General features: G+C 42.7%; 30 protein-coding genes. 10 read left to right on the top strand and 20 right to left on the bottom strand.

The genetic code is table 11. The features are described from left to right. The first annotated feature begins 21 nt into the window (after positions 1-21). A complete protein-coding gene (locus IQ264_RS13015) occupies positions 22-1,740 on the top strand; it encodes an IS1634 family transposase (protein ID WP_193981211.1) in 1,719 nt (572 codons plus the stop codon). Between the two features lie 204 nt (positions 1,741-1,944). On the opposite strand, the gene IQ264_RS13020 is transcribed toward IQ264_RS13015, so the two are convergent. From IQ264_RS13020 to IQ264_RS13050, 8 genes are all read right to left on the bottom strand, one after another. After that, positions 1,945-3,258 carry a TnsA endonuclease N-terminal domain-containing protein gene (locus IQ264_RS13020; RefSeq protein WP_193981212.1) on the bottom strand — a complete coding sequence of 438 codons (1,314 nt, stop codon included), beginning with the start codon at positions 3,256-3,258 and terminating at the stop codon, positions 1,945-1,947. Positions 3,259-3,788: 530 nt separating this feature from the next. Beyond that, positions 3,789-4,154, bottom strand: coding sequence for an FAD-dependent monooxygenase (locus IQ264_RS32955; RefSeq protein ID WP_322744681.1), 366 nt, complete (start codon positions 4,152-4,154; stop codon positions 3,789-3,791). Beyond that, complete coding sequence (locus IQ264_RS32960; protein ID WP_228061503.1) at positions 4,155-4,802, bottom strand: FAD-dependent monooxygenase; 648 nt, start codon at positions 4,800-4,802, stop codon at positions 4,155-4,157. A gap of 19 nt (positions 4,803-4,821) precedes the next feature. Further along, positions 4,822-5,523 (bottom strand): methyltransferase family protein, encoded by a 702-nt coding sequence (locus tag IQ264_RS13030; RefSeq protein ID WP_193981213.1) that lies wholly within the window; start codon positions 5,521-5,523, stop codon positions 4,822-4,824. A 30-nt stretch (positions 5,524-5,553) separates the two neighbouring features. Further along, a complete protein-coding gene (locus IQ264_RS13035; protein WP_193981214.1) occupies positions 5,554-6,111 on the bottom strand; it encodes a GNAT family N-acetyltransferase in 558 nt (185 codons plus the stop codon). 14 nt (positions 6,112-6,125) lie between these two features. Next, positions 6,126-6,587 (bottom strand): MAPEG family protein, encoded by a 462-nt coding sequence (locus tag IQ264_RS13040; RefSeq protein WP_228061504.1) that lies wholly within the window; start codon positions 6,585-6,587, stop codon positions 6,126-6,128. 92 nt (positions 6,588-6,679) lie between these two features. Further along, positions 6,680-8,695: a LuxR C-terminal-related transcriptional regulator gene (locus IQ264_RS13045; RefSeq protein WP_193981215.1), complete on the bottom strand. Its 2,016-nt coding sequence runs from the start codon at positions 8,693-8,695 to the stop codon at positions 6,680-6,682. 259 nt (positions 8,696-8,954) lie between these two features. Further along, positions 8,955-9,512, bottom strand: a complete 558-nt coding sequence (locus IQ264_RS13050) for a GNAT family N-acetyltransferase (protein WP_193981216.1) — start codon at positions 9,510-9,512, stop codon at positions 8,955-8,957. A 226-nt stretch (positions 9,513-9,738) separates the two neighbouring features. Here IQ264_RS13050 and IQ264_RS13055 point away from each other — a divergent pair, with 226 nt between their 5' ends. The 3 genes from IQ264_RS13055 to IQ264_RS32965 all read left to right on the top strand — a co-directional run bounded on the left by IQ264_RS13055 (position 9,739) and on the right by IQ264_RS32965 (position 12,033). Beyond that, positions 9,739-10,410: a glutathione S-transferase gene (locus tag IQ264_RS13055; RefSeq protein ID WP_193981217.1), complete on the top strand. Its 672-nt coding sequence runs from the start codon at positions 9,739-9,741 to the stop codon at positions 10,408-10,410. 26 nt (positions 10,411-10,436) lie between these two features. Beyond that, on the top strand, positions 10,437-10,922 hold the full coding sequence (locus tag IQ264_RS13060; RefSeq protein WP_228061505.1) for a GNAT family N-acetyltransferase: 486 nt from the start codon (positions 10,437-10,439) through the stop codon (positions 10,920-10,922). Positions 10,923-11,556: 634 nt separating this feature from the next. Further along, positions 11,557-12,033 carry an EamA family transporter gene (locus IQ264_RS32965; RefSeq protein ID WP_228061506.1) on the top strand — a complete coding sequence of 159 codons (477 nt, stop codon included), beginning with the start codon at positions 11,557-11,559 and terminating at the stop codon, positions 12,031-12,033. Between the two features lie 6 nt (positions 12,034-12,039). Here the strand turns inward: IQ264_RS32965 and IQ264_RS13070 are convergent, their stop codons facing one another. Further along, positions 12,040-12,495 carry an Lrp/AsnC family transcriptional regulator gene (locus IQ264_RS13070; protein ID WP_193981219.1) on the bottom strand — a complete coding sequence of 152 codons (456 nt, stop codon included), beginning with the start codon at positions 12,493-12,495 and terminating at the stop codon, positions 12,040-12,042. 211 nt (positions 12,496-12,706) lie between these two features. Here IQ264_RS13070 and IQ264_RS33865 point away from each other — a divergent pair, with 211 nt between their 5' ends. From IQ264_RS33865 to IQ264_RS13085, 3 genes are all read left to right on the top strand, one after another. Beyond that, complete coding sequence (locus tag IQ264_RS33865) at positions 12,707-12,961, top strand: SDR family NAD(P)-dependent oxidoreductase (protein WP_193981220.1); 255 nt, start codon at positions 12,707-12,709, stop codon at positions 12,959-12,961. After that, on the top strand, positions 12,955-13,497 hold the full coding sequence (locus tag IQ264_RS13080) for an SDR family NAD(P)-dependent oxidoreductase (RefSeq protein WP_413470349.1): 543 nt from the start codon (positions 12,955-12,957) through the stop codon (positions 13,495-13,497). Before IQ264_RS33865 ends, IQ264_RS13080 begins: the two co-directional genes overlap by 7 nt. Positions 13,498-13,591: 94 nt before the next feature. Further along, positions 13,592-14,458: an SDR family oxidoreductase gene (locus tag IQ264_RS13085; RefSeq protein WP_228061507.1), complete on the top strand. Its 867-nt coding sequence runs from the start codon at positions 13,592-13,594 to the stop codon at positions 14,456-14,458. A 58-nt stretch (positions 14,459-14,516) separates the two neighbouring features. Here the strand turns inward: IQ264_RS13085 and IQ264_RS13090 are convergent, their stop codons facing one another. Beyond that, complete coding sequence (locus tag IQ264_RS13090) at positions 14,517-15,131, bottom strand: FMN-dependent NADH-azoreductase (protein WP_193981222.1); 615 nt, start codon at positions 15,129-15,131, stop codon at positions 14,517-14,519. Between the two features lie 23 nt (positions 15,132-15,154). After that, positions 15,155-16,081 (bottom strand): EamA family transporter, encoded by a 927-nt coding sequence (locus tag IQ264_RS13095; RefSeq protein WP_193981223.1) that lies wholly within the window; start codon positions 16,079-16,081, stop codon positions 15,155-15,157. Between the two features lie 200 nt (positions 16,082-16,281). Between IQ264_RS13095 and IQ264_RS13100 the strand changes: the two genes are divergently transcribed. Continuing rightward, complete coding sequence (locus IQ264_RS13100) at positions 16,282-16,734, top strand: MarR family winged helix-turn-helix transcriptional regulator (protein ID WP_193981224.1); 453 nt, start codon at positions 16,282-16,284, stop codon at positions 16,732-16,734. A 60-nt stretch (positions 16,735-16,794) separates the two neighbouring features. Here the strand turns inward: IQ264_RS13100 and IQ264_RS13105 are convergent, their stop codons facing one another. From IQ264_RS13105 to IQ264_RS13135, 7 genes are all read right to left on the bottom strand, one after another. After that, positions 16,795-17,328, bottom strand: a complete 534-nt coding sequence (locus IQ264_RS13105; RefSeq protein WP_193981225.1) for a nucleotidyltransferase domain-containing protein — start codon at positions 17,326-17,328, stop codon at positions 16,795-16,797. 55 nt (positions 17,329-17,383) lie between these two features. Beyond that, complete coding sequence (locus tag IQ264_RS13110) at positions 17,384-18,490, bottom strand: hypothetical protein (protein ID WP_193981226.1); 1,107 nt, start codon at positions 18,488-18,490, stop codon at positions 17,384-17,386. A 161-nt stretch (positions 18,491-18,651) separates the two neighbouring features. Next, on the bottom strand, positions 18,652-19,071 hold the full coding sequence (locus IQ264_RS13115) for a VOC family protein (RefSeq protein WP_193981227.1): 420 nt from the start codon (positions 19,069-19,071) through the stop codon (positions 18,652-18,654). Between the two features lie 151 nt (positions 19,072-19,222). Continuing rightward, positions 19,223-20,128, bottom strand: a complete 906-nt coding sequence (locus IQ264_RS13120) for a transglutaminase-like domain-containing protein (protein WP_193981228.1) — start codon at positions 20,126-20,128, stop codon at positions 19,223-19,225. A gap of 59 nt (positions 20,129-20,187) precedes the next feature. After that, on the bottom strand, positions 20,188-20,925 hold the full coding sequence (locus tag IQ264_RS13125) for a class I SAM-dependent methyltransferase (RefSeq protein WP_193981229.1): 738 nt from the start codon (positions 20,923-20,925) through the stop codon (positions 20,188-20,190). Between the two features lie 60 nt (positions 20,926-20,985). Continuing rightward, entirely contained in the window at positions 20,986-21,498 is a 513-nt protein-coding gene (locus tag IQ264_RS13130; RefSeq protein ID WP_193981230.1) for an SRPBCC domain-containing protein, read from the bottom strand. Between the two features lie 32 nt (positions 21,499-21,530). Further along, positions 21,531-21,881 carry an ArsR/SmtB family transcription factor gene (locus IQ264_RS13135; RefSeq protein WP_193981231.1) on the bottom strand — a complete coding sequence of 117 codons (351 nt, stop codon included), beginning with the start codon at positions 21,879-21,881 and terminating at the stop codon, positions 21,531-21,533. A 212-nt stretch (positions 21,882-22,093) separates the two neighbouring features. Here IQ264_RS13135 and blaOXA point away from each other — a divergent pair, with 212 nt between their 5' ends. After that, positions 22,094-22,963, top strand: coding sequence for a class D beta-lactamase (gene blaOXA, locus IQ264_RS13140; RefSeq protein WP_228061508.1), 870 nt, complete (start codon positions 22,094-22,096; stop codon positions 22,961-22,963). A 2-nt stretch (positions 22,964-22,965) separates the two neighbouring features. Here blaOXA and IQ264_RS13145 read toward each other — a convergent pair whose 3' ends face one another. Beyond that, positions 22,966-23,172: a hypothetical protein gene (locus IQ264_RS13145; protein ID WP_193981232.1), complete on the bottom strand. Its 207-nt coding sequence runs from the start codon at positions 23,170-23,172 to the stop codon at positions 22,966-22,968. 4 nt (positions 23,173-23,176) lie between these two features. Then, the gene (locus tag IQ264_RS13150) at positions 23,177-23,809 is read right to left on the bottom strand and encodes an FMN-dependent NADH-azoreductase (protein ID WP_193981233.1); all 633 of its coding nucleotides are present in this window, start codon (positions 23,807-23,809) and stop codon (positions 23,177-23,179) included. A 163-nt stretch (positions 23,810-23,972) separates the two neighbouring features. Between IQ264_RS13150 and IQ264_RS13155 the strand changes: the two genes are divergently transcribed. Next, complete coding sequence (locus IQ264_RS13155; RefSeq protein WP_228061509.1) at positions 23,973-24,848, top strand: helix-turn-helix domain-containing protein; 876 nt, start codon at positions 23,973-23,975, stop codon at positions 24,846-24,848. The last annotated feature ends 86 nt before the right edge of the window (positions 24,849-24,934 follow it).

Genomic DNA, 24,934 nt, shown 5'->3' on the forward strand with positions numbered 1-24,934 from the left:
GATCGTGTAGGGTACAAAGCTATGAGCAAAAACCTAAATGTCATCAACAAACGAGTAGACGATATCCCTCTGCTTTGTGCATTCTTCAAGCAGATGGGAGTCCAATCGCTGCTAGATCAACACTTCCCCACGCACGGCAACTGGCAAGGTTTGAGTTTGGGATGGGTAGCAGTAGTCTGGTTAAGTTACATTCTCTCTCAAGCTGACCATCGTTTAAGTCACGTACAACCCTGGGCAGAAAAACGATTAGAAACACTGCGGGGGTGTACAACGGATACACTGCGAGCTTTAGATTTAACAGATGACCGACTACAAGCAGTGCTGCGCTACCTAAGTGACGATGGTGCGTGGTCAGCATTTGAGCGAGAATTAGGCAGCCACCTAGTACAAGTGTACGATCTCAAACCACGAACTGCCCGTCTAGATAGTACCAGTGCCAGTACCTACTGTGGAATCAATCCCGATGGATTATTTCAGTACGGTCATAGTAAAGATCATCGCCCCGACTTGGCACAAGTCAAGCTGATGTTATCAACATTAGATCCCTTGGGAATGCCAATTGCTACAGAAGTATTACCAGGGAATAAAGCCGATGACCCCTTATATATACCAGCGATTGAACGAGTACGCTCGACATTGAATCAATCTGGCTTACTCTACATTGGGGATTGTAAAATGGCCGCCCTCTCTACTCGTGGGGTAGTGGTGGCCAACCAGGATTATTATTTATGCCCCCTGTCTGTTACTCAACTGGCGGCTCTTGAACTGGAAAATTACCTTTCTCCGGTATCTTCTGGGCAGCAAGCATTAACATCGATTGATTATGATTATGCTGATGGCAGCACTAAACAAATTGCCGTTGGTTATGAAACTCCAGTAACTCGTAGTACAACAGTTAACGGTCAAGTTGTCAGTTGGACAGAACGGCTGTTATTTGTTCGTTCCACAGCCGTCGCCGCATCGGGAGAAAAAGCCCTGTTGTCCCGATTAGAAAAAGCACAATTAGCTTTAGCACAGTTACATCAGCCAAAACGGGGGAAAAAGCGTCTTACCAATCTGCTATCGTGGCAAGAAGCCGCATCTGCGATTGTCCAATCCTACCATGTGCAAGGATTACTGCAATTAGATTATCAGGTTAGTCATACTAAGCGGTTAGTCAGAGGCTATCGCCAGCGAAATCCGCGCATTGTAAGTGAATCCCAAATCCGCTTGGTTGTTAGAGTAAATGATCCTGCACTCAATCGACAAATCAATTTATTAGGGTGGCGAGTTTATGTGACTAATCAACCAGCACAACAGTTATCTCTAGCTGATGCGGTGATAGCTTATCGGCAGGAGTATTTGATAGAAAGAGGATTTGGGCGCTTCAAAGGCTTTCCCTTATCTTTGAGTCCGATGTACTTGCAGCGCGAAGACCATGTAATTGGTTTAATGCGTCTACTCTCGATTGGTTTGCGTATCCTGACTCTATTGGAATTTTCTGTGCGTCGCAATTTAGCCGCGCAAAAACAGAAGTTAGCGGGTTTATACGCAGCTAATCCGAAGCGTGCTACCGCAAATCCTACTGCTGAACAACTACTGGCAGCTTTTGACGATATTACTTTACTACTGATTGATGCCCCTGACCGCACTTACGTACATCTGACTCCTTTATCGCCTCTGCAACAAAGGATTTTATCTCTGTTGTGTTTGACGCTAGAGATTTATACTCAACTTTCTATTGATGATGCTGTTCCGTAGTTGGGATAAAGGTTGAGTTTTGACTGATTAAAAGTTAATAGAAAACTTTTTTCCAGGCATCAAGATGACTTGATGTAATTTTGCTTGCACCTGTTTACTATCTTTTTACTATTAAGAATAATTTTCCTATCCATAGCAATCTTTTTGATTACCGGAGGCAGAGAGTTTTTCTAAAAAAAACTCTCTGCCTCCAATAAATGTTTCTTATAGTTCAATTTCTCTAACTCCCAAACAAATGAGCGAACCGTAAGTATCTGGTGAGATTTTAGGAAGACGATTCCCTTTAGCTGCGTGATTATTCAGTAGCCCGATATAGCCCCAATTATATTTTTGTTCGGCGGTTCGATATTTAGTTTTCCAGTTTCTAATGGTGCGTATGGGTACTGTTTCAATCTCTCGCTTATCCCCATGAAGGTAAGGTTCAATTACTTGGTAGCGATGGTTAGCTTCTGCTAATGCTTCTGGACTAGCTTTGAGAAAACGCGCTACTGCTTCTGGATGAATTCCTATTTTTTCGGAAGCTTTTAATCCAACGATTTCCCCTTGCTGTACTAATTTATCAAATTCATCATGGGTTAAATTGAGGAGGGAATCTTCCGAACGCAAGACAATTTTAGTCTCCCCTTTTTGCACTACTGTTAGTGGTCTTCCGTCCCAAGCTAGACAGCTTCCAGCTGTGACATCAATGATTTGTAATGAATCAGTTATGGGAGAAATTTTAGCAACGTTAATTAAAGGATAAGATTGGGCTGTTTGTTCATAACAAAATATCTGGACTTTTGACGGTTCGGTTAGAGGGGCAGCGCTTAAATCAATGTATAATTCTTCTGTAGCTATTAGAGCATTAATATCATCTGGGCTGACTTGCGGATATTGAAGGAGTTTGAGATAGGTAATCCCCGGTTGAGATTTTACTAAGTTTTTGATATAGTTTCCTACTTCGGAATTGATTTGGTATGTTTGTTCGGTATAGCTTTTGAGGAATTGACGGTTTCTATACTTAATCCAATCAATTTCTGCATCAGAACGAATTCGGTAGTAACAACCTAAGCCTTGGGCAGATTCTTCTCCAGGAGGACAAGTCCATTGCCCATTTTGGTTTTTAATGTATCGATTGGGTTGTAAAATAGCTAATTTCTCCAATTTGGCTTGAGTTTTCCACTCCTCAAAACCAGCCGATTGTTGCCTAATGACGAAAAAATCTGGTATGTGCGTTATGGTAACTACCTGCCCTTTTTTGGTGGGAAATTTTAGGGTTAATCGATAAGGTTGGTCATAAAATTCCAATACATCTGAGTCAGATTCATACTCTTCGATGCCTGGTAGTTCAACTTTGTGGGACTCGAATTGCAGCGTTTTGCCCATTTTCTGGCTACAGTAGTGGCCACTAACATTACCTCCCATCGCTTTTACTTGTCTGACTGGTTCTGTAGAACGGATTTGAGAAATAGTGATTCTAGCCACCTCTGGTAAATTTAGGCGGTAGCACCAGCCATCAAATTCTTGGCTACTTAGCATATTTTTCTACCTACCTAGAATGGATTTTCGGCAGGCTTTTCCTTAAATAATGGACTTTCGGCAACTTTACCATTTAATTGCGGCTGTGCCGGAGACGATCGCACTTTTATAATGATTGACATTCCACCTTTTGCCTGTAGCCAGTGAAGTCTGCTTACTTTATCCTGAGTGCATTTGTGTCGGTACTAGCCATATTTTTAGTATAATTTTGCCGTTCGTTCTTTTTTCAGGCATAAGCGTGCCGAAAGTTAGAACGAGTCCAGCTTGGGTGGTTGATTTTTCGTACTTTATAACATTAATAGGTTTAATTATCGATAATTTTAAAGGAAAAGCTTGCCACTGCTGCCAACTTTTCCCTTAAGTCACATTTTTCGTTGTCTGTACTCAGATCAATCAGGAGTACAAGCGCTCTCAAATTAAGATACAGCCTGACTTTCAAACTGCGGCCATCTTTTGGTTAAAAACCGGCCATCTTTTGATTTAAGTAACAGAAACGACGCAAATTCGTTGCTGTTTCGCCAAGTTTTGATTCACAAACTACGCCACTTTTTGGGTAAAAGGACAAAAATTGGCATTTTTAGGAATGCAGGTAATTGCAACGGCTGATTATTCAACGCACTCTTAATCAGGTTTTGTTGCACTAAGGATTGAAAGAATTGAATAAAGCGAGTTGGTAACTGCCGTTGTCGCTGAACTGCTGCCAAATCACTGACTTTTACCTGCTTGTTCTTTAATGGTTGACTGAGGTGATTTGCAGTGACTACCGCATCTTGAATCGCATAGTTAATACCCACTCCGCCGACGGGAGACATGACGTGCGCTGCATCCCCTATCAGCAGTAGTCCCGGACGATACCAGCGACGAACATAGCTGGATTCTACCGAAAGAAAAGCGATTTAACGAAACCACAAAACATCCATCGGTGCTGAAGTAGGAATCGCTTCTAATCCTGCCAGTTCTCGCAGTCGAGAATGACGACCATCTGCCCCAATTGTCACCTGTGCCCGGACTTCATGCCAACCCCCATGTCCCCGATATCTAACACCCCGAATCACACCATCTTCTTCAATCAACTCCTGCACATTTGCCCCTAAAACCAATTGGAAGCTAGGATACTGTTTCGCTTCTGCCACAATGAAATCAAGGAAGCGTACTTGAGGCATGACAGTGACGTAAGGAAAATCAGTTTTTAGACCAGAAAAGCTGGGAGAAAAAATTACCTTGCCACCAATCCCTCTGAGGGTAATGCTTCGCAGTTTAGTATGAGGTAATTGTAGTAAACCCTCGGCTAATCCCATCTGAGCCATAATTTCCATTGCAGAGGGTTGCAGGGTATCGCCGCGAAAGTCGCGCTCGAAATCTCGATGCGCTTCCAGTAACATTACATTAATACCAAATCGCGCTAACAACAATGATAAAACTGTACCCGCAGGACCTCCACCCACAATACAGCAATCAACCCGTGCATCATCAATAATAGAATGTGATGTTTGCTCATGCTCTTTGGTAGAGGATTCTCGATCGGAAATAGAGTTAGGTGTCATCTTTTAAGACTCCAAAACGTTACCAAACTAAAGGAATCAATCTATATTTAACGCGATTTTTGTAATCTTCATATCCATCTAATTCTTCAACTAACATCTTTTCTTCTCCAAAAATTCTGGCAATTAGAAGAAGTGAAGTTACTACACCAATTAGCAGACCATATTGGGAATTCAACAATAGTGGTGTGCCAATAAATAAAAATATCGCTCCTAAATACATTGGATGTCTAACCAAACCATAAACACCTGTGGAAACAACGTGATGTTTTCGTTCAGTTTGGATTCTGACCATCGGTGATAAAAAGGTGTTATCTGTAAAGGAGCGGTACAAAAAGAAAAAGGACATTAATAATTCAATGCCTCCCAAAAGCTTTAACCAGAACGGAAAGTCGATCGTCCATTCATATCTTTTGGCATCTAGGGGCATGATGACAATCCAAGCCAAAAATAGCAATTCAAGTGCATAGATAAAATATTTATCCCATTCTTTCTGGTTGTCAGATCCGGGCTGCTTAAACCTTTCTCTGAGTAATTCTGGGTCTTTTTGAACTAAATAAGTTAGAGTTATTCCCGAAATAACAATTAACCAAATTCCAAAAATCCATCCTTCCACCCACAACCAATCACCGGAAAGAAAGAGAGTTAATACCGGAATCATTATAAGATAAACTATACCCAGTATAATCTGAACTGCTGATAGTTTGTTGTTTTCTGAAATCATAATTAGACCTTCCTGCCAATAATTACTTCACTAAGTAATTGCTGATAAACTCTCCCAGAACTCCCTGGTAAGCTGCCATTCAATTTGATGCCATCCTCGCTCACTTATCCAATCGGAACCAGGTTTTGTGCCAACAGCAATGAACCCGTACCGTTGTGCTAAACGAATCACACGCACATTTGCGCTAACAGAAACACCTCGGATCTCTTTTAAGCCTAATTCTTGAAATCCAAACTCAATTAGAGCTTTCCCAATCTCAATTGTGTATGCGTAACGCCCCCAGAATTGAGGTGCTAATTCAATGCCTAATTCTGCCCAAAAAGCATTGTTCCCCTGACAGCGTAATCCAGCACAGCCAATTAGTTCTCCAGCGGAACGTCGATCGACAATAGCCAGCTGATAATTAAGACGGGGAAGTTCGGTTGCCCACTGCTCAAAAAGCCTGAGAAGTTCGCGGGTATGGCTGGGTGCTAGTTCTTCTGGTGTACAGAATTGAGCATACTTTGGATCGGCATGATAGGCGAAAAATGCAGGTTCGTCTTCCTTGTTAAAATCTCTGAGAAGAAATCTTTTAGTGACGATCTCCATTGTCAGTATCTCAACTAAAAAATTGCCAAGGTAATTAAAGTAACTAAGCAAGTTAATTGAATCGCTAAACTTAAAAGCCGGAACTTTGGATCGATACCAAAAATGTGAATTAGTGAGTGTATAATCCGAAATGCGATATACACCACAATCAGCACATCTACTACTATTCCAGAAACACCCCGAACTGTCAGGAGAAAGACCACTCCTAAATACAAAGGCAAGTTTTCTATTAAGTTCGCTTGAACTCGAAATAGTCGCCAAAGCAAACTTTCGTCGTTTGGAGTAGCGAAATCTTTGACAGATCCACCCGCAGCTAGATGCCGAATTCTCACAGTGAGTAAAAGGATAACGACAACGATTGTCCACAAAATAAAAATCACTAAACCCCAGAGAGGAAAAGTCATTTCACTCACTAAGTTGGTGGGTACTTGTCGGGTGAGTGCGAGCATTATTCCCGCTATCTGTTGAGTTAGCATTAATCTATTGAATTAGTGTTTGATTCCAGTGTGGCGCGATCGCTATACACTTTCACTAGCCAAAAGGATAGGTCTTAGAAGTTGCGGTTTAACTATGATAAAATCCCTAATTCCCTAGCTTTGGCTACTGCTTGAGTGCGATTGTTCACTTCCAATTTGCCATAAATATTTCGAGCGTGCCATTTGACTGCTGCTAAACTAACGAATAGTTGTTCTGCAATCGCCTGATTCGACATTCCAGTTGCTAAATAATGCAATACTTCCAGTTCGCGAGTACTCAACGGTTCAATTAATGATTGAATGGCAGCAGGTTTCTTTTCCTCTACTGAACTAAATGCAGATAATAAACGATTCACTTCTGGCGAATGAATATTTTTTGAAACAGCATATTGTAATAACTGAACCATTGGTTTTCCTTCATCTAAAAACAGACGAATATAATTGCCGTAACGAGAAATATTTAATGCTTGATTCAGGTAATTTATCGCTCTTTCTCTATCACCTTGAGCTTGGAAAACTAACGCCTGTAACAGCAGAATTTCCATAACCCGAATTGTTCGTCCTCCAGATTTAGCAAATTCATATAATCGAGTTAATAATTGCAGGGCATCTTGTAAATAGGACGGTGTTGATTTATATTGACCGTAGGCTAGTAAAACTCGGCTATATGTTAAATAATTGAGTTCAGAACCTTGAGGAAAATGTTCGGTTGGACTATATTGTAATTCACCCTCGACGCTCAAACCACTATTTTGAACCCAAGTGATCGCCTCATCTAAATTCCCTTGAGCCAAATCCAACCTAACTTGACAAGCTTCTACAGAAAGGATAGTAGGCCAAAGCCAAGTTTGACAATTTTGGGCTGCTTCAATAGCAGTTCTAGCTGCTGGAAAATCTCCTTGTGCTTGACGCACTCGTGCTAGTGTAATGTAGCCCATCATTAATCCGGGTTGGTGGTTTTGGATAGCGCGATCGATACTTTGAATTAAGTGTTGAGCAGCAGTTTCTAATTGATTTTGTTCGCGTAACAAATCAGCTAATGCTACCTCTACTAATACTCCAGCGTATGTTGCTAACCAATGACGTGAGGTTGCTAAATCCAAACCTTGCTGACAGAGTAATGTAGCTTCATTTATACAACCTCGCAATGTCAAAAATTGTGCTTGTAAATATAGTCCGGCGATCGCTGAATCGGCAGCACCTCGCTCCTTGCCAATCCGACTAACTTGAGGTAATAATTGTTTAGCAGCTTCATAGTTATCTGCAACAAAGTATGTGACACCGAGATTGAGTGAGACGAGCGATCGCAACCAAGAATTATTTTGTGGCAATAATTGTAATGCTTTTTCCATCAATGCCACTGATTCAGAAGTGTTTCCCTGTTGACGAGCAAGCATTCCTTTTAGGGCAATGATTAATCCCCAAAGTTGTTCAGTGTTTTCTGTTATTTGATTGTTCTGATTAAGTAACTGTTCAAGAGTTTGAATAGCAGAAATCGCCTCGTTAAACTGAGAAGACATAAATCCTACCCAGGCTTTTACTACTACCAACCAAGGGCGAGTTTGAGTTAGTTCATTGGGTAATTCTTTGAGGGCATTTCGTAAAGTTATTACATCAAAACCCGGATTTTCGCTAGTCTGAATTTCTCGCTCAATTAAACTGACTGCATACTCAAAAGCTTTGGCAGCAATAGCGTGTTGAATTGCTTCTGTAATCATTCCCTGCTGTTCGTACCATTGAGCAGCCAAAAAATGGGATTTTAAAAGGCGATCGGCTTGAGTTCGATGTAAAATATGAAGTAATGATTCGGCAAATAAATGATGATATCGATACCAAGTGCGATTTTCATCCAATGGCACAACAAACAATTTTTGACGTTCCAGTTGTTCTAAAATATCGGCTCCATTAACCGAATTCTCTCCTACAACTGCTTCACACAAAGAAGCGCACATTTGTCTAAGAATAGAAGTGTGTAAAAGGAAAGATTGTACCAATGGGGATTGACTCTCTAAAACTTCTTCTATTAGATAATCTAGAATATATCGCTGATTGCCGCCAAATGAATCAATCAATTTGGCAGGATTGGTACTATCTCTCAACGAGAGCATAGCTAACTGTAATCCGGCAATCCAACCTTCAGTTTGGGTTTGCAGAGTTGCTATTTCGCTGCACTAAGAGCGATCGCAACGATGGAAGATGCAGCTTGGTTATAAGCAAAGAACCAACCATATTGAGCCGAACCAATATGCGAATCCTTTCTTTAGGGTAACGAATTGAATCATTCAATCTGAATTTCCATGTCCAAGTTCTTTTAGTAGAGATAACCATTGCCATAGATAAAGATAGCTTCTGGAAGACCCAAATGTTTTAGCTTCTGTCACGTACCTTTGCATACATCAATACATCTCTAGGAATTGCTGAAATGTTGGGACGAACTGAATAACAGCGTAATCTCCCTTCAAAAACCAAACCACATTTTTCTAGAACTCTTATTGAAGCAGCGTTTTCAGTATCACAAGTTGCCCAAACCCGATAGATGTTTGGTAGACCGATCGCCCACTCCACTACAACACGCGCCGCTTCTGTTGCATAACCTTGTCCCCAATATTGCTGATGTAGTAGATAACCAAAACCAGCTTTATGATCTTCTAACCAACAGGCGATCGTACCAATGGGTCGATCGTCAGGTTTGACTGTAAGAACCCAGGAAAAGCTGCCTGATTTCCACTGTTGAGACTGCTCCTCAAGAAATTTCACAACCTCACTAACATCAGTACGGGGGCAATAATCCATGTAATGAATGACTTTAGGATCGCTGGCGTATTCAAAAATTGCTGCCGCATCCCAAAGACGAGAGCGGCGTAAAATCAGCCTTTCCGTTATAAATACTTTAGGAGCGTTTAAATCACGGTGAAGCTCACGCATAACATGAAAAGCTCTTGGCATTCTTGCTGTGTCTGAAGTTCTTGGATTTCCATTTTACTGATTGTAAAGTCCTAATTCAGCCGTAAATAATTTCTCTACTTTAGAAAGAGTTATCAGGATAGGAAAACCAATAGTATTGGCTTACGGAAATGGCTTGCCAAAGGTATTGCTGCTTCATCCTGTAAATAACTCCAATAGTAATATTGACAACAGATGGAGAAATCAAATGATTACTGTCCATCACTTAAATAATTCGCGTTCCCAGCGTATCCTTTGGCTACTGGAGGAACTGGGTTTAGAGTATGACATCAAGTACTACAAACGTGACCCCAAAACACTGTTAGCCCCCGTATCGTTACAGCAGGTACACCCTTTGGGTAAATCGCCTGTCATCACTGATGGAACGCTGACACTGGCAGAGTCGGGAGCCATCATTGAATACCTGGTAGAGCAATACGGTGAAGGACGATTGGCACCTTCACCCGGTACACCAGAACGATGGCGCTATACGTACTGGTTGCATTATGCCGAAGGTTCAGCGATGCCGCCTTTGCTACTCAAGCTAGTGTTCGATCGCATTGAACAGCAACCGATGCCGTTCTTCGTCAAACCGATCGCACACATGATTACAAGCAGCACTAAAGAGACATTCATTAATCCTCAAATTACACAACATTTGAATTATCTCGAATCAGAACTGGGGAAAACTCCCTGGTTCGCTGGAAAGGAATTTACGGCTGCTGATATTCAGATGAGCTTTCCCATTGAAGCAGCGGTAACGCGGGGTGGATTGAATGCCAGTCGTCCACGATTGATGGAATTTTGCGATCGCATCCATTCTCGCCCAGCATACAAACGAGCCTTAGAGCGTGGTGGTGTATATCAACTTGCCAGTTAGTTGGATGATTGATTTTGGAAGTTCCAATGGAGATACAGATTGAACCTTACGAAGCTAAACAACTAGATACAATTATTCGTCTTTCCCTTCGAGCTTGGACTCCGGTTTTTGAGTCGATTCAGAACGTGATGGATCTTGATGTTTACCGGGAACTCTATCCCAATGATTGGCGTGTGAGCCAGCAAAAGGCGGTTGAAGCAGTCTGTACTGCTGAAGATAGCAATGTATGGGTGGCGCTGGATGCTGGCTCAATCACAGGTTTTGTTGCTGTGAAACTCGATGCAGAGATTCGCATGGGTGAAATCTATATGGTTGCGGTCGATCCAGATTTTCAAGGTCGTGGTATTGGCAGCGCTCTGACGCAATTCGCCCTTGATTGGATGAAAGAGGCCCGAATGTCGATTGCAATGGTCGAAACTGGCGGCGATCCAGGTCATGCTCCCGCCCGTCGCACTTATGAAAAACTCGGTTTTAGACTATTGCCGATCGCCCGATACTTCAAGAAGCTCTAGCCTAGATTATTCACCGCTACGCGGAGTTTTGAGTTTTGAGTTCTTAGTTTTGAGTTGAGATGAATAACTCCGCAATTGGTCTCTACGCCTTGGGCTTAAGCCCGAAAAAAGAAAAATATCTAATTGGAGAAACGTCGAACAATTGAGTGCGTCCTTATTTCAATCCTCTGTCTTAAGGCTCTTGTTAACTCAAAACTTTTGAAGAGACATTTCAAAAAGGCAGGAAACAGGCTAACCCATGAAGAAACTCACAGTTGGTATACCAGTCCCACCAACCGGACTGGTGCTATTCTCTATTGGCTCCGCTCAACTGGGATCGGCGATCGCTAAGTCCCTTTTAGCCCAAAGCAGTCCGGCAGGCATTGTCCTTTTGCGAGTGGGATTTGCCGCGCTCGTGCTGTTTGGTCTATGGCGACCGCGTTTAAGCCATCGTATCTACGCCATTCGTTGGCTGCTGGTTGCCTTCGGATGCGCTCTAGCAGTAATGAATCTCTCGTTTTATTATGCGATCGAGCGGATTCCGCTTGGGATAGCTGTGGCGCTTGAGTTTATGGGACCTCTGGGTGTCGCACTTGCCCACTCGCGACGATGGCTCGACGGGCTGTGGGTGCTATTAGCAGGTACTGGCATCCTCTTGCTAACGCCCTTTGTAGGGGTGACGCTCGATCTAATAGGTATTGGACTGGCGCTGGTAGCTGGCACCTGTTGGGCTGCCTACATTCTGCTTTCAGCACGCATCGGGCAGGCGTTGGAGGGTGGTGAAGGGTTAGCCTGGGCAATGGCGATCGCTGCCCTACTTCTGTTACCCCTTGGCGTGTTTACAGAGGGCGCAGCCTTGCTCCAACCACATTTAATGCTGACGGGTTTTGGCGTGGCGCTGCTTTCCTCTGCCATTCCCTATTCGCTTGAATTAGCAGCCTTACGCGGACTCTCTGTGCAGGTCTTTGGCATTCTGCTGAGTCTAGAACCCGTAGCGGCAGCCCTGGCAGCGTTATTGATTCTTAACGAAGAGCTTTCACCACAGGCGATCGTGGCTATCCTGGCGATCGCTCTGGCAGCGGCAGGCTCATCTTATTTTGCGCCCCGTCAACCCCATCCAATCGATCCTTAAGATTTGTCAGAATTGTTTTTGAATTGCTTTGTCAGCCACAACTGTAGATAAAACAATGGAAACTTCGACCGCTCCCAGTTGCAAAAATCGCTCCATCATCGCTTCCAGGTGCTGCATGGAAGGGAGAACTGCTTTCAAAATGTAATATTCGTTGCCTACAACGCGATGTGCCTCAATCACTTCAGGCAGAGCGATCGCCAATTCTCGCAATCGTTGACAGTGTTCAATCTGCACCCGCAACTTAAAAAATGCTGTTATGGGTAAACCTATTTTCTCTCGATTGACTTTAATCTTGTAGCCTTCAATGATGCCTTCATCCTCTAGTTTTCGGACTCGTTCTGCGATCGCGGTTCCCGTTAACCCAATCCGCTGACCCAGTTCCTTAAACGAAATCCTTGCCTCTGTTTGCAAGATAGAAAGAATTTGCCAGTCTACTTCATCCAGATTTGCTACGGCTCCCATACTGACCTCTCAAACTACTCTACTTACTGCTATTCTATTCATTCAAGCACTTTACAGGAAGTACTTTACTTTATCAGGTTAAATTGCTTTTATTTTTTGAATAGTTAAACAAAAAAGCTAAAATACTTGATATTTTGTCTGTAATTTTTAGGAAATTTTGTTTAGGCTAGAAGAATCAATCCTGCTACAGCAAGGTTCAAGAGATCGGACAATGGAACTGGGACTAAGTGATAAAGTTGTGTTGGTGACAGGTGCCAGCAAAGGCTTAGGAGCCGCGATCGCTCTGGCATTTGGTGAAGAAAAGAGTAAGCTTGTTTTGGTCGCACGTACCCAAAGCGAACTGGAGCAAGTTGCAGCGGATGCAACAGAGAAAGGTGCGGCAGAGGTTTTGGCGATCGCAAAACTGATGAAATTGAACGAGTTGTTTCTCAGGCAATTCAGCAATTTGGCACAATCCATGTGTTAGTCAATAATGCTGGCATTTTAGGCAGCATTTCATCCTTTGAAGACCTCACCGATGATGAATGGTTACAAGTCTTCAACCTTAATCTTTTTTCTGTCGTAAAACTGACTCGTGCAATTGTACCCTACATGACCCAACAGAAATGGGGACGGGTGATCAATTTGTCATCTGAAAGTGGGTTGCAGCCTGATGCTGTAATGCCTCATTACAGCGCTACCAAGGCAGCACTTCTAAACCTGACAAAAAGCTTGTCTAAAGCCTATGGGCAACACGGGGTTTTGGTGAATAGTGTCTCCCCCGCCTTTATCAAAACACCAATGGTAGAAGCAATGCTGGCTCAAATTGCCCAAGAAAAAGAATTCACCGTTGAAGAGGCTGAGACCTATTTCTTAAAAGAGAACCGACCTCATATCGAATTAAGACGAGGCGGAACTTCTCGTGAAGTTGCCGCAGCCGTTGTATTCCTCGCATCCGAAGCCGCCTCATTTATCGTAGGTACGAATTTACGGGTTGATGGAGGTTCTGTTGCAAGTATCTAGACTTTGCTCTTAGTCATTAGTCACTGGTCATTCTACAAGTGACTAATCAAACATTTCTTCCATCGATCAACTGACAAACAACGGGAGAATGATTATGACAACACAACAACCTCGTGTATGGTTTATTACAGGTTGTTCAACAGGATTTGGACGTGCTTTAACCCAAGCCGTGTTAGAGCGTGGTGAAATTGTGATTGCAACGGCTCGGCAACCTGATAAGCTAAATGATTTGATAGAACAATATAGAGATCGCATCCTGTCTTTGTCTCTAGATGTTACCCAATCCGCTGATATTCAAATGGCTGTGAATCAAACTATTGCTACCTTTGGACGGATTGATGTGCTGGTAAATAATGCTGGATACGGTGTATTTGGAGCCGTAGAAGAAGTGAGCGATACCGATGTGCGGCGACAGTTTGAAACGAATGTATATGGCGCATTGGGTGTGACTCGTGCTGTTCTACCTCATCTGCGTCGTCAACGTTCAGGACATATTCTCAACATCTCCTCCAGTGGTGGCTTCATTGGCTTTGCAGGGGCAGGCATTTACTGTGCTTCAAAATTTGCTTTGGAGGGTTGGTCAGAAGCTTTAGCAAAGGAAGTTGCACCGCTGGGCATCCACGTTACTATTGTTGAACCTGGTGCATTTCGCACAGCCTTCAATGGCAAGTTGGTTTCTCCAACTCAAGCGATCGATGATTATGCTGCAACCAGCGGACAAATGCTGCAATGGCTCCAACAGATGAACGGGCAACAACCTGGCGATCCTCACAAGGCAGCCCTTGCCATGATTCAAGTGGTGAATCATTCCCATCCTCCATTACGGTTAGTACTGGGAGCAGATACCCTGGATGCAGTTCATGGCAAAATGGAGGCTTTCGAGGCAGATTTGGCGGCTTGGAGGGATATATCAATTAACACTGCGTTTGAAGGTGCAGCAGTCAGTGCGATCGGAGGCTAAACCATCCAAGACAGAAACCCTGGTGAGACGGCTCATCAGGGTATAAATGACAGAGTTCTTACCAAGTGGCAGCAAGAGTTTGAATCGTAGATTTGGCAGCAGCAATTTCCCGATCGCGCAGTTCAATATTGAGTCCGTTGGCATTAATTGTCTCAATGTCAGTGATACCAATAAAGCCAAAAACGGTCTTGAGATAGGGTTCTTGAAAGTTCACTGCATCGTATGCAGAGCCAGGACGAAAATCGCTGCCTCTTGCCTGAACCAAAAGCATTTTGCGATCGGTTACTAAACCTTGAAATCCATTCTGGGTGACGGCAAAGGTTCGTCTGGGGCGCACAATATAGTCAATGTAAGACTTGAGAACAGCCGGGATACTAAAGTTGTACATGGGTGCAGACAATACATAGCGATCGGCTGCCAAAAACTCATCAACTAATTGGTCAGAAAGAGCGATCGCATTTTCCAGTTCAGGCGTATAGTCATCCTCCGGGGTAAACTTTGCTCTCACCCAGGTTTCGTCAATATAAGGAACAGGGTTGAGTGCCAGATCCCGATACGTCACAGTTGCTTCTGGATGATGCTGTTTCCATTGCTCTAAAAATTCTCTTGCCAGAGAGCGGGAATGTGAGCGTTCAAGGCGTGGGCTTGTGTCGATATGCAATATGTGAGTCATAGGAAACCTTCACAAGATTTTATCTAATTCAGGGATTTATGTTGAAAAAGTCGAGTTCCTTGCAGTTGCAGGGTTGTAACGGCAACGATAATGAGAACGCCACCGATGATTTGCAACGGCGTTAACGTTTGTCCAAACCAGAGCCATGCCAGTATTGCCGCAACCAAAGGTTCTAAGGTGGCAACGATCGCAACTCGCTCGGCAGGAACTCGTTGCATACTCCACAAAAACAGCAGGTAGGGCCACAAATTTCCGACGATTCCCACGATTAATACGTTTGAGAAGTGTTCAGCAGTTAACAGGGTGGTGGGTAATCCTTGCGTAAACTGGTATGCCAACCAGAACAAGCTGGCGATCGCATAAGTTTTTAGCAGAATTTCAATGGATTCATTTGTTCCTGCCAATTGCTCACTTAAGATAATGTAGGCAGCAAAACAGAGTGCAGTGGTTAAACCAATTCCAATGCCAAACCAATTAACCTGCTCCAGGCTGCTTTCCAGGAGTTTTGAGACCAGGATAACTCCCAGCATCGACAATGCCAGGGCACCCAGAACCGATCGGGATAGAGGGCGACGAGTTGCTAATGCCGTCCACAAAACCACCAGCATGGGAGCCGTAAAGAGTAGAACGATCGCGATCGCAACGGGTAATTGTTGAATCGCAACGTAATCTGCGGCAACGAGAAAGACCATAACCAGCCCTAGTGCAAACTGTTTTAGGCTCATGGGTTTAACCTGTCCACGTCCGCAAAAACTATGGAGAATTGCTAAACCAAAAGTTGCAATCATTGCACTGGCTCCTGCTAATTCCAACGGCTCAATACCAGCCCTAAACAAATCGAAGGCAACGTTAGCAGCGATCGCCCAACACAGAACCGTCAGGAGAATGGCAATGAGTCCTAGTAAATTATGGGAAAAGCTTATTGACTTGACAGGAGGAATGTCTAGCATGATGATGCCTCCAGGAAGTGGACGAAGGTAGGAGAGCGGAAACGATTCAACAATCGCCCCACTACTAATCAAGGGGTATCGGACTGATTTTAAAACACAGTAGTTACAGTTGGTATAATTACATTTGTAACTACTTTAAGATATAGCACTAATTAATTACAATTGCAATTATTACAATAAGAATTAATAGTGGAGATCGGATGACTCAGCTTGATTCGGCTCAAAACTCCCTCTGGAAAATCTTTCTGATGGCGCATACTCGTCTGGTTAACCGAGTAGAGCAAGACTTTAAGCAGGCGGGATTGCCCCCATTCGAGTGGTATGATGTGCTGATAGCATTAAAACAAGCTCCTGACCAACAAATGCGGTTAAGTGAATTGGCACAGGAGCTACTAGTGAACCGCACCAATGTTACCCGCCTTGCCGATCGCCTGGAGAACGCGGGGTTGATTCAACGAAAAGTGTGCAAAGACGATCGACGAGGTGCGTTTGCCGTTTTGACGAAAGCGGGACTAGAGATGCAGCAGAAAATGTGGACGGTCTATTCTCAGAGCATCGCTCAATACTTTAGCCGTCACTTAACCCAGAAAGATACTGTTGTTTTTACGAAAGCTTTGACCTCAATGCTGACGGCATTGGATGAGCAATCCTAAAGCTTACCTTGCCCGATGTTGGGCGTGTGGTTGCCCAGATGAAATTACCAATATTGTCATTCAACTGGTGTGTTGTCGTTTGAATTGTTCATGTAAGTGTTGTGTTGCACTATCACCAAACGACTCTTTAGCGAGAGCAAAACTTAAAAAGTCTTTTGGTCGCCATTGATTTTGTGGAACCTCTGCCATGTAGTAAAAATAATCCCAAAGGATAGCTTCCCAACTTGTGCAACGAAGTAATTTATCACCAAGAATACCTGTAGGTTTTAATGGACAGCTTCCTGGAGGTAAGCTTTCTAACTCATAATTTTCTCCCATCCGAATACAGGGTTCACAATCCAAGAGAATACCACGTATATCGGCTAGAAAACCATAATTCGTTTGTTCAGTAATCACGCCGTTAAGAGAGTATAACAATGCCAGAAAATCTGTAGTGCGATCGCCTGGATAGGCAATATCAATATCCTCATGCTCACGGGTAATTCGATTCAATTTAGCATCGATCGCCCAACCGCCCTGCAACCACAGAGGCATATTTATCTTATCTGCTTCTCCAAATAACTGATGGATCAACTCAATGTGAAGATCGTTCATAAAAAAGCCATTCCGATATATTTAAAGCTTTCCTCGAAATTAGGCAACACAAAGCTCAAACTCCTGTATCCTGAATAGGAAGGAATCCGGTTTCTTTGAGTAGCAATTGTAGTTCTTTGTGAGGAAATTTCGGAGCTTTCTGGCTATTGGCGCACATATCAAAAAAGAAGTTAGACATCAGCGCAATAATTTTACGGTATTTGACAATAATAGCAACATAAAACCGATCTAAATTCATGTCCCTGTCATCATATATCTGCTCAATATTATCGAGTAATATTGACCTTAATTCAAAAGGTGGTAAACCTTCTTTGATGCCATATTTTTCCTTAATTCGGCGTTGCTCCAGTTCCGAGCAAGAATCATACAACCATCGAATTGGGTGTCCCAGATTCCGCATAACTTCTCCGTAGTCGTAAAACCTGTTTTGCTCAAAAAAAGACTCTTCTTCTTTAGTTAAGGCAAAACTCTTGTCGAGTACCAAACCAAAGTCAGTCAAATAGATTTGCTTACCATCGGTGAGAATGTTGCGAAAATGCGCGTCAAAATGGATGATTCCCTTTTCTCCTAAAAAGGCGATCGTCCTCCATAACTCATTAAGAGATTTTTCCAGTTGATTAAGATTTTCCCGCAGCCATGTTTCCAGAAGATTTGGAATATACTCTAAAAATAAAACCAACTCATAATTAGCATGAGCTTTATCTAACACATAGTTTCTGACGTTGGGATTATTTCCCCAGTGCTGCAAATCCAGATCTATATTTATACGTCGCCCAGACAAGGGAATAATTCGATAATGATACATCAATGGGAAAGTGGCAATTACTCCCTCCAATACCCAATTAGTTGTCTTGATATGGGTGATGAGTTCGCGGAAAACCCCTAAAGCAATGGAACCACAGCCGTAATTATAATTAGTCGGCAGGTTATAGAAATTTCTAGTGGAAAAAAGGTTTTCATACTCAATGTTTGTAACTGGGATATGCTTGACAAAAACCTGAGATTGACCAAGAATGATAACTTGATTCGTTGCCCCACCTGTGGACTCATTCGACCCACTATTGTCAAACAGAGAATGCAATTGTGTATTATCCAATTGAGCAATTTGGGAACTAAGATGGAAGTATTTCTTTCTTCTAACTTCTATAGAATTGTTAGACATTAATTTCTGACCAAAATTGCAATCGGAGGTTTATTAACTATGTTAAATAAGTGATGTAGTGCTGGCGTATCAATCCCTGTTTCGATTCCTGACTTGGTTTTGGAGAAGCGATCGCTAAATGAAAAAACATTTTAGATCACAAGAGGAAACAGGGATCGAACTTATGCAGCTTGATTACAGTTAATCATCCAAGGAATACCAAAGCGATCGATCAACATTCCGAAACGGTAAGCCCAAAAAGTTTTCTCAAAAGGCATTTGCACCTTGCCGTTTTCTGCCAAAGTGTGAAAGATGCGATCGGCTTCTAGCGGATCGTCAAGAGTAATGGTTACGGAAAAACCTTTTGTTTCTTGATGGTATTTTGGAGGGCTATCAGAACCCATCAACTCTTGGTTGCCAATCATTAAGCTAGTGTGCATAATTTTATTGTGCCAATCAGATGGAATCTCTTCTTCGGTTGCTGGCTCTGGTGACTCTGCGTAAGTCATCATATCTGTGATTTTTCCACCCAAACATTGTTCATAAAACTTAAAAGCTTCTTCACATTGACCATTGAACATCAAGTAAGGATTCAGTTGCATGATCTACTCCTTGAGTGAATTATTCAGGAATGCGATTAGTGCGAAAAGCTAGTCGTTATGCCAAGTCACTAGTTCTCAATAGTACAAATATACTAAAGTTTTTGACTGACAAAATCCATCTTAAGAAAGATTAGAAAGTACAATGAATTTGTTAAAGCGTTTCTAAAGTGTTCAATACGCCATTGAAGACCGTTGTAGGTACGCGCAGATGATCGTCATTTTCATAAAGCGAAAGCAGTTCTGAAAATGAGGTATCAGGCGATCGCGTGAGTGCGGCAAGTCGATCAAAGAACATCAGTTGCTCATCACTGAGCGGTTCGTTAGAACGGGGAATAGCTCCCCAAATATCCCAAGGCAGCATTTCCATTTTGTTGAGTGCAGCCAGATCGCGAATTATTTCCCCAGCAATAAACCAAAGTCCACGCAACTCACCTTTAAAAATACCAAACTTGGATGGATCGGAAACACCAGTGCGGCATTTTATCCAGGCATCACCTGCAATGATGAAGCGATCGCGCGGCACATTCAGGACATCATGGGCAATTTTCAATTTTTCTCGCCAAACTGCATCAAATTGAGGATCGACGATCGCCCAACTTGCTTGTGCAGCATTCCAATACTCGCAGACAACGTGCTCTTCAAAGTAAGGCGGATTGAAATAAGAACCGAATCCACAACGGTATCGAGCCGGAATACCTTTAGCACGTAACATTGCTACGAGCAACAGCGCAAAGTGATGACAAATCCCGATTAGACGTTGATTGACGGGTCGAGCGATCGAAAGTGGTTGATCGTCGATCGCAATTAAACAATCTAACATCTGCGCTACTGGGCGAATATGGGTTTCATGCTGGCGCTCATCTGGAATAGTGAAGCCGTAAAAGTCAGATGCCACATATTCATATATGACAATACCTTGAATTATCTGAGTTAGTTCGCCAACATCGCATGGCAACTCATCAAATAAAGCAGCGTACTTGCCAACAGATGTCATTGCCGTAGGACAGGAATAGTAGTCGAGAATTTGTGGTGGTGTTGTTGTACCAATTTGCTTCATGGCTTTTCTTCTACCATTGGATTTGATAGATATACTTCGTTTTAGTTTTCATTGTGCAATTAATTTGCCTTATGTTTACGTGCCGAAATAAACAGAAATAGCGGAATGCGTAAGCGTCGCTGATATTCTGACTCACTCCAGAAATTGTCTTTTTGAGGACGTGATTCTCGGATACGCACTAGCTCAAAACCAGTGTCTATTACCAAATCAAAATACTCTTCTAAAGTACGGTGATACTTGGTAATTTCCTGTCCCAGCCAAGTGTGTACTCTAGCACCCGGTCGAAAATAATTATCTATTAACCAGTTAGTACGGCGACCTTCGGCTAAACTGGCAAAGTTAGAGGTAATTGCAGGATGCTCTACCGAGATAACTAATCGCCCACCCGGACGAAGTGCCTGATACATTTGTTGAAACACGGGTTTGAGGTGTTCAACGTAGTTCAAAGCTAACCGCGACGATACCAAATCAGCTTGTTCGCTCTGCGCTTTCCATGTTTCTATACTTTGGTGATGTACTTTTCCTGATGTGTTTGCTAGTGTTTCTAGGGCAAGATTAACCATTGCCCTAGAAACTTCGATACCTGTGTAAGAGTGCGCCCCTTGAAGCAGAGCTTGTTTACCAAAGTCAGCATTCCCACATCCCAGGTCAACAATGTCTAGATTGCTGAGATTTCCTGCTAGTCCCAAAAATATTGGACGTTCGAGCGTATCATTGGGGTTATCAGGTCGATCGCGATGTGCAAGATACCTAGCTAACACTTCTGGGTTGTCGAAAAACTCTTGGTTTCCAGGCATTCTTTTCCCAATCAGCCCAACACTATCATGTTACTGATTGCAGGAGTTCTTCGAGACGGTTCAGTGTCGATCTTCAACTTGCTTTGCCAGAAACTCCTCAAGGCAATCGAAGGTAGAATTCCATCCAGCAACAACACCCATTTCTTCATGCTTGCGGCGTTCTTGTGCCGACTCATGCACAATTTCAAGGGTGAGTTTAGTCTTGCCGTTGAGATCTTCAAATAATACTGTAATCACAATTCCCTGTGGTAAGTCAAAGTTGCTCACCTGCTCGAAACCTTCATCAAATTCATCAGTGCTAACAATGCGTTCTGGTGGCAAGACTTCACGAAAAACTCCTTTAACTGGATACTCTGTACCATCTGGGCTAATCATGACATAGCGCGATCGACCACCCAGACGCAAGTCTAGTTCCGTGACACGAGTGGTAAAGCCTTTGGGACCCCACCATTGCTCGATATGTTCTGCTTGAGTCCATGCTTGAAACACCAGTTCTCTTGGTGCGTTGAAGATGCGAGTGATGATGATTTCGCGATCGGACCCTGTTTGACTGTAACCCTGTGGTTTCAACATTGTATTTCTCCTGTAAATGTAGCGATTGCAGGCTAATTCTCAGTATCTTGTTGATTTTCTTCGGCTTGTAGTTGTTGTAGATAGTCGTCCAAGCGATCGAAACTCTCCTCCCAAAATTGGCGATATTGCTCCAGCCAGTCTGCTACCTCCTTGAGCGGTTCAGCTTTGATTTGGCAGGGTCGCCATTGCGCTTCTCGACTTTTGACGATCAATCCAGCACGCTCTAGCACCTTGAGATGTTTGGAAATGGCGGGTAGGCTCATTCCGAAAGGCTGGGCTAACTCTGTGACTGATGCTTCGCCTTGTCTGAGTTGAGCGAGGATGGCACGCCGCGTCGGATCTGCAAGGGCAGCTAGGGTGACGCTTAATCGATCGGTGGACATTTTGGAATGAGAATTGTATTTAACCGCGCAGTTAATTAACCACTAGGTTAAATGTACTAGTGGGAAATGTCAAGTACTAATTGAGGTGGAGAGGGCAAGAAATTAGAACCATCTGGGAGCGATCGGGTTATGGGGGCAGATTTTCCGAAACGCTCGTGGTTCAGTTTGTATTACCACAGGTTCTTGCGGATATTTTGGTGAGGAGATGATTTATGGGGTCAATCATTCGTAAATTTCGGCAACAATTCTCGAAAAGTTTGCTGAGAAATTTAATGGTGATTTTAGTCTGCTTTGTTCTACTAATCGTCAGTGGATACAGAATGCCGATACATTCAGCCTCATCAGATTTAAAGATAGCTCAACAGATTGATTTGGGACAATCATTTCGAGATTTAGGTGTTGATGGTTCAATCTTAATTTATGACAAAAATAATGCCCGTTTCTACGAACACAACCCATCTCGGAATACAACACCTTTTCTCCCCGCTTCCACATTTAAAATCTTCAATGCACTGGTGTCACTAGAAACTGGTGTAATTCCAGATGATGTTGCAGTTTTAACCTGGGATGGAATTAAACGTGAAATACCAGCTTGGAATCGAGATACAAATTTGCGCCAAGCATTTAAGGATTCAACTGTTTGGTTTTACCAAATTTTAGCTCGGAAAATTGGTGATCAGCGAATGCTGCAATTTATTGATAGAGTAGGATATGGTAATCGCCAAATTGGGATAGAAGAAAAGATCGATCGCTTTTGGTTAGAAGGCCCTTTGCAAATTACACCAAAACAAGAAATCGAATTTCTGCAACAATTGGAAGGTAACAATCTTCCCTTTTCAGAACGCACTTTGGATTTAGTCAAAGATATCATGATTGTCGAGCGCACACCAACATATACTTTAAGGGGGAAAACAGGTTGGGCTAATAGTGTTAACCCGAACATTGGCTGGTTTGTCGGTTATTTGCAGCAAAATAATAACGTTTATTTCTTTGCTACAAACCTTGCCATGTCGAGTGCTAATGATGCTCCTAAAAGATTAGAAATTACTCGTCGCAGTCTCAAAGCATTGGGGTTACTTTAAGCTTACAGTTTTAAAGATCGATCGCACAAAGCAAAAGTCAACAATACTGCTGCCACAAGTGCTGCAACTGTCCGAATATGATTCCAAAATGTCCAATCTTTGAGGGGCCCAAGTCGGCTCAAGGCATTCATGACAAAAGTTGAAAAGGCAAAGAAAACTCCAGCAATTAATCCGCAACCGATCGCTGAGAACAGCTTTAATGCAAACATCGGCTTATCCTCCAACTAATTGCACAATTTGAGTCCGAGCTTCAGCGATCGAATCGGCTAATTTTTGTCCCCCATACTCATCATTTTCTACATGAACAAAGGTGATATCTGTAATTCCAATAAATCCAAAAACGGTAACAAGATAAGGGTCATGATGATTCATTTTTTCGTAGCGTCCACCAGGTTGAAAACCGGAATCTCCTCGTGCTTCAATGATATACATTTTCTTACCTTGCACCAGCGGTTTATAAGGATGTGCAGAATCATCTGGTTCAAAGGCAAAAGTTCGTCCGAGTCGTACAATTTGATCTATGTAAGCTTTAAAGGTACTAGGAACGCTGAAATTGTACATGGGAACGCCAATAACGTAGATATCAGCTGCTAGGAATTCGTCTACTAAGCGATCGCTAATCCTAATAGCTTCCCACAATTCGGGTGTACGTTGTTCGGGTGGAGTAAATGCCGCTGCAATCCAAGGTTCATCGACATGAGGAACCGGATTGCGCCCAACATCTCGGTAGGTAACAATATCACCAGGATGAGTTTGTTTCCATTGTTCCACAAATTCTCTACTGAGGCGGCGAGAGTGCGACCTTTGACCACGCGGACTAGAATCAATGTGCAATAGATGAGCCATAGTTCCCCCTTGAATCAATTACCCTTTCAGCTTAGGGAAGTTCAAGGGATGAAACTATCTGATTCTTGTGCAACTATCAAAATCTTGCGCTCAGTTTTCCGGCTTTTTGTTACCTACAATCCGAAAGTGAATACAATCAAAACAAGATGCTCTCCAGAAAAGCATGATGAAAAATCCCACTACCCATCAAGTTGAAACTCTGAACTTACCTATCTTGTCAAGTGAAGCGCAAGGTTGGGAAAACATATTGGTTGAACAATTTCAACATCCGCCTGGAGAAGGAAGTTGTCATTACAGTAATGAACACACAATTTGTCTGTCTTTAGCACCTCGTCCAGTGCGCTTGTTGCAAATCCGGGGAGGTAAAACTTATACCGGACTTTACGGGAAAGGAGATATTTCGATTACACCTGCTCAAGTGCCATTTTTCGCCCGTTGGGATGCAGAAGATAATTATTTGCAAATTCGCATTACTTCTCGATTTATTCAACAAGTTGCACAACTTGCATTGTCCATGAATCCAGATCGGTTGGAACTACTTCCTGAATTTAAAACTCGCGATCCACAACTGGAAGCGATCGGTATGATGTTACTAACAGAATTAAAACAGGGAAATACAGGGAACAAACTTTATATTGAATCTTTGGCAAATGTTTTGGCGGTGCATTTACTCAGAAATTACGCAGTAGATAAACCTGTAGTGACGATTTATCAAGGGGGATTAACACAGCGTCAAGTTTTGCCAGTTTTAGATTACATTAATGAACATCTGCATCAAGAAATTACACTTGCTGATTTAGCGGCTTTACTGGGGATGAGTCAATTTCATTTTAGCCATCAATTTAAGTTAGCGCTCGGCACGACTCCTTATCAATATTTACTGCAACAAAGAATCGAACGGGCAAAGCAATTATTAAAACAAACTAATCGTTCAATTACAGACATTGCCTTAATGTGTGGGTTTAATAGTCATAGTCATTTGAGTAAACAATTTCGTCAGCTTACCGGAATGACACCAAGAGTTTATAGACTGCATTAATAAAAGAAGTCTAATCGGAACTACTGTTGGAATATAACAAATAGATGAATTAGGAATTAACTCTCGATTTATCCCTATTTAGAATG

This window comes from [Phormidium] sp. LEGE 05292 (assembly GCF_015207735.1).
Taxonomy (GTDB): Bacteria; Cyanobacteriota; Cyanobacteriia; order Cyanobacteriales; family Aerosakkonemataceae; genus Floridanema.

What these genes read in the sequence shown, in the direction of transcription:
- IQ264_RS13150 (WP_193981233.1), bottom strand. Translation starts at nt 23,809, where the DNA reads ATGGCTCATCTATTGCACATTGATTCTAGTCCGCGTGGTCAAAGGTCG.
- IQ264_RS32960 (WP_228061503.1), bottom strand. Translation starts at nt 4,802, where the DNA reads ATGACACCTAACTCTATTTCCGATCGAGAATCCTCTACCAAAGAGCAT.
- IQ264_RS13055 (WP_193981217.1), top strand. Translation starts at nt 9,739, where the DNA reads ATGATTACTGTCCATCACTTAAATAATTCGCGTTCCCAGCGTATCCTT.
- IQ264_RS13040 (WP_228061504.1), bottom strand. Translation starts at nt 6,587, where the DNA reads ATGCTAACTCAACAGATAGCGGGAATAATGCTCGCACTCACCCGACAA.
- IQ264_RS13125 (WP_193981229.1), bottom strand. Translation starts at nt 20,925, where the DNA reads ATGCCTGGAAACCAAGAGTTTTTCGACAACCCAGAAGTGTTAGCTAGG.
- IQ264_RS13095 (WP_193981223.1), bottom strand. Translation starts at nt 16,081, where the DNA reads ATGCTAGACATTCCTCCTGTCAAGTCAATAAGCTTTTCCCATAATTTA.
- IQ264_RS13050 (WP_193981216.1), bottom strand. Translation starts at nt 9,512, where the DNA reads ATGCGTGAGCTTCACCGTGATTTAAACGCTCCTAAAGTATTTATAACG.
- IQ264_RS13030 (WP_193981213.1), bottom strand. Translation starts at nt 5,523, where the DNA reads ATGATTTCAGAAAACAACAAACTATCAGCAGTTCAGATTATACTGGGT.
- IQ264_RS13120 (WP_193981228.1), bottom strand. Translation starts at nt 20,128, where the DNA reads ATGAAGCAAATTGGTACAACAACACCACCACAAATTCTCGACTACTAT.
- IQ264_RS13090 (WP_193981222.1), bottom strand. Translation starts at nt 15,131, where the DNA reads ATGACTCACATATTGCATATCGACACAAGCCCACGCCTTGAACGCTCA.
- IQ264_RS13105 (WP_193981225.1), bottom strand. Translation starts at nt 17,328, where the DNA reads ATGAACGATCTTCACATTGAGTTGATCCATCAGTTATTTGGAGAAGCA.
- IQ264_RS13145 (WP_193981232.1), bottom strand. Translation starts at nt 23,172, where the DNA reads ATGTTTGCATTAAAGCTGTTCTCAGCGATCGGTTGCGGATTAATTGCT.
- IQ264_RS13060 (WP_228061505.1), top strand. Translation starts at nt 10,437, where the DNA reads ATGGAGATACAGATTGAACCTTACGAAGCTAAACAACTAGATACAATT.
- blaOXA (WP_228061508.1), top strand. Translation starts at nt 22,094, where the DNA reads ATGGGGTCAATCATTCGTAAATTTCGGCAACAATTCTCGAAAAGTTTG.
- IQ264_RS13020 (WP_193981212.1), bottom strand. Translation starts at nt 3,258, where the DNA reads ATGCTAAGTAGCCAAGAATTTGATGGCTGGTGCTACCGCCTAAATTTA.
- IQ264_RS13070 (WP_193981219.1), bottom strand. Translation starts at nt 12,495, where the DNA reads ATGGGAGCCGTAGCAAATCTGGATGAAGTAGACTGGCAAATTCTTTCT.
- IQ264_RS13110 (WP_193981226.1), bottom strand. Translation starts at nt 18,490, where the DNA reads ATGTCTAACAATTCTATAGAAGTTAGAAGAAAGAAATACTTCCATCTT.
- IQ264_RS13115 (WP_193981227.1), bottom strand. Translation starts at nt 19,071, where the DNA reads ATGCAACTGAATCCTTACTTGATGTTCAATGGTCAATGTGAAGAAGCT.
- IQ264_RS13155 (WP_228061509.1), top strand. Translation starts at nt 23,973, where the DNA reads ATGATGAAAAATCCCACTACCCATCAAGTTGAAACTCTGAACTTACCT.
- IQ264_RS13135 (WP_193981231.1), bottom strand. Translation starts at nt 21,881, where the DNA reads ATGTCCACCGATCGATTAAGCGTCACCCTAGCTGCCCTTGCAGATCCG.
- IQ264_RS13015 (WP_193981211.1), top strand. Translation starts at nt 22, where the DNA reads ATGAGCAAAAACCTAAATGTCATCAACAAACGAGTAGACGATATCCCT.
- IQ264_RS33865 (WP_193981220.1), top strand. Translation starts at nt 12,707, where the DNA reads ATGGAACTGGGACTAAGTGATAAAGTTGTGTTGGTGACAGGTGCCAGC.
- IQ264_RS13045 (WP_193981215.1), bottom strand. Translation starts at nt 8,695, where the DNA reads ATGCTCTCGTTGAGAGATAGTACCAATCCTGCCAAATTGATTGATTCA.
- IQ264_RS13085 (WP_228061507.1), top strand. Translation starts at nt 13,592, where the DNA reads ATGACAACACAACAACCTCGTGTATGGTTTATTACAGGTTGTTCAACA.
- IQ264_RS13100 (WP_193981224.1), top strand. Translation starts at nt 16,282, where the DNA reads ATGACTCAGCTTGATTCGGCTCAAAACTCCCTCTGGAAAATCTTTCTG.
- IQ264_RS13035 (WP_193981214.1), bottom strand. Translation starts at nt 6,111, where the DNA reads ATGGAGATCGTCACTAAAAGATTTCTTCTCAGAGATTTTAACAAGGAA.
- IQ264_RS13130 (WP_193981230.1), bottom strand. Translation starts at nt 21,498, where the DNA reads ATGTTGAAACCACAGGGTTACAGTCAAACAGGGTCCGATCGCGAAATC.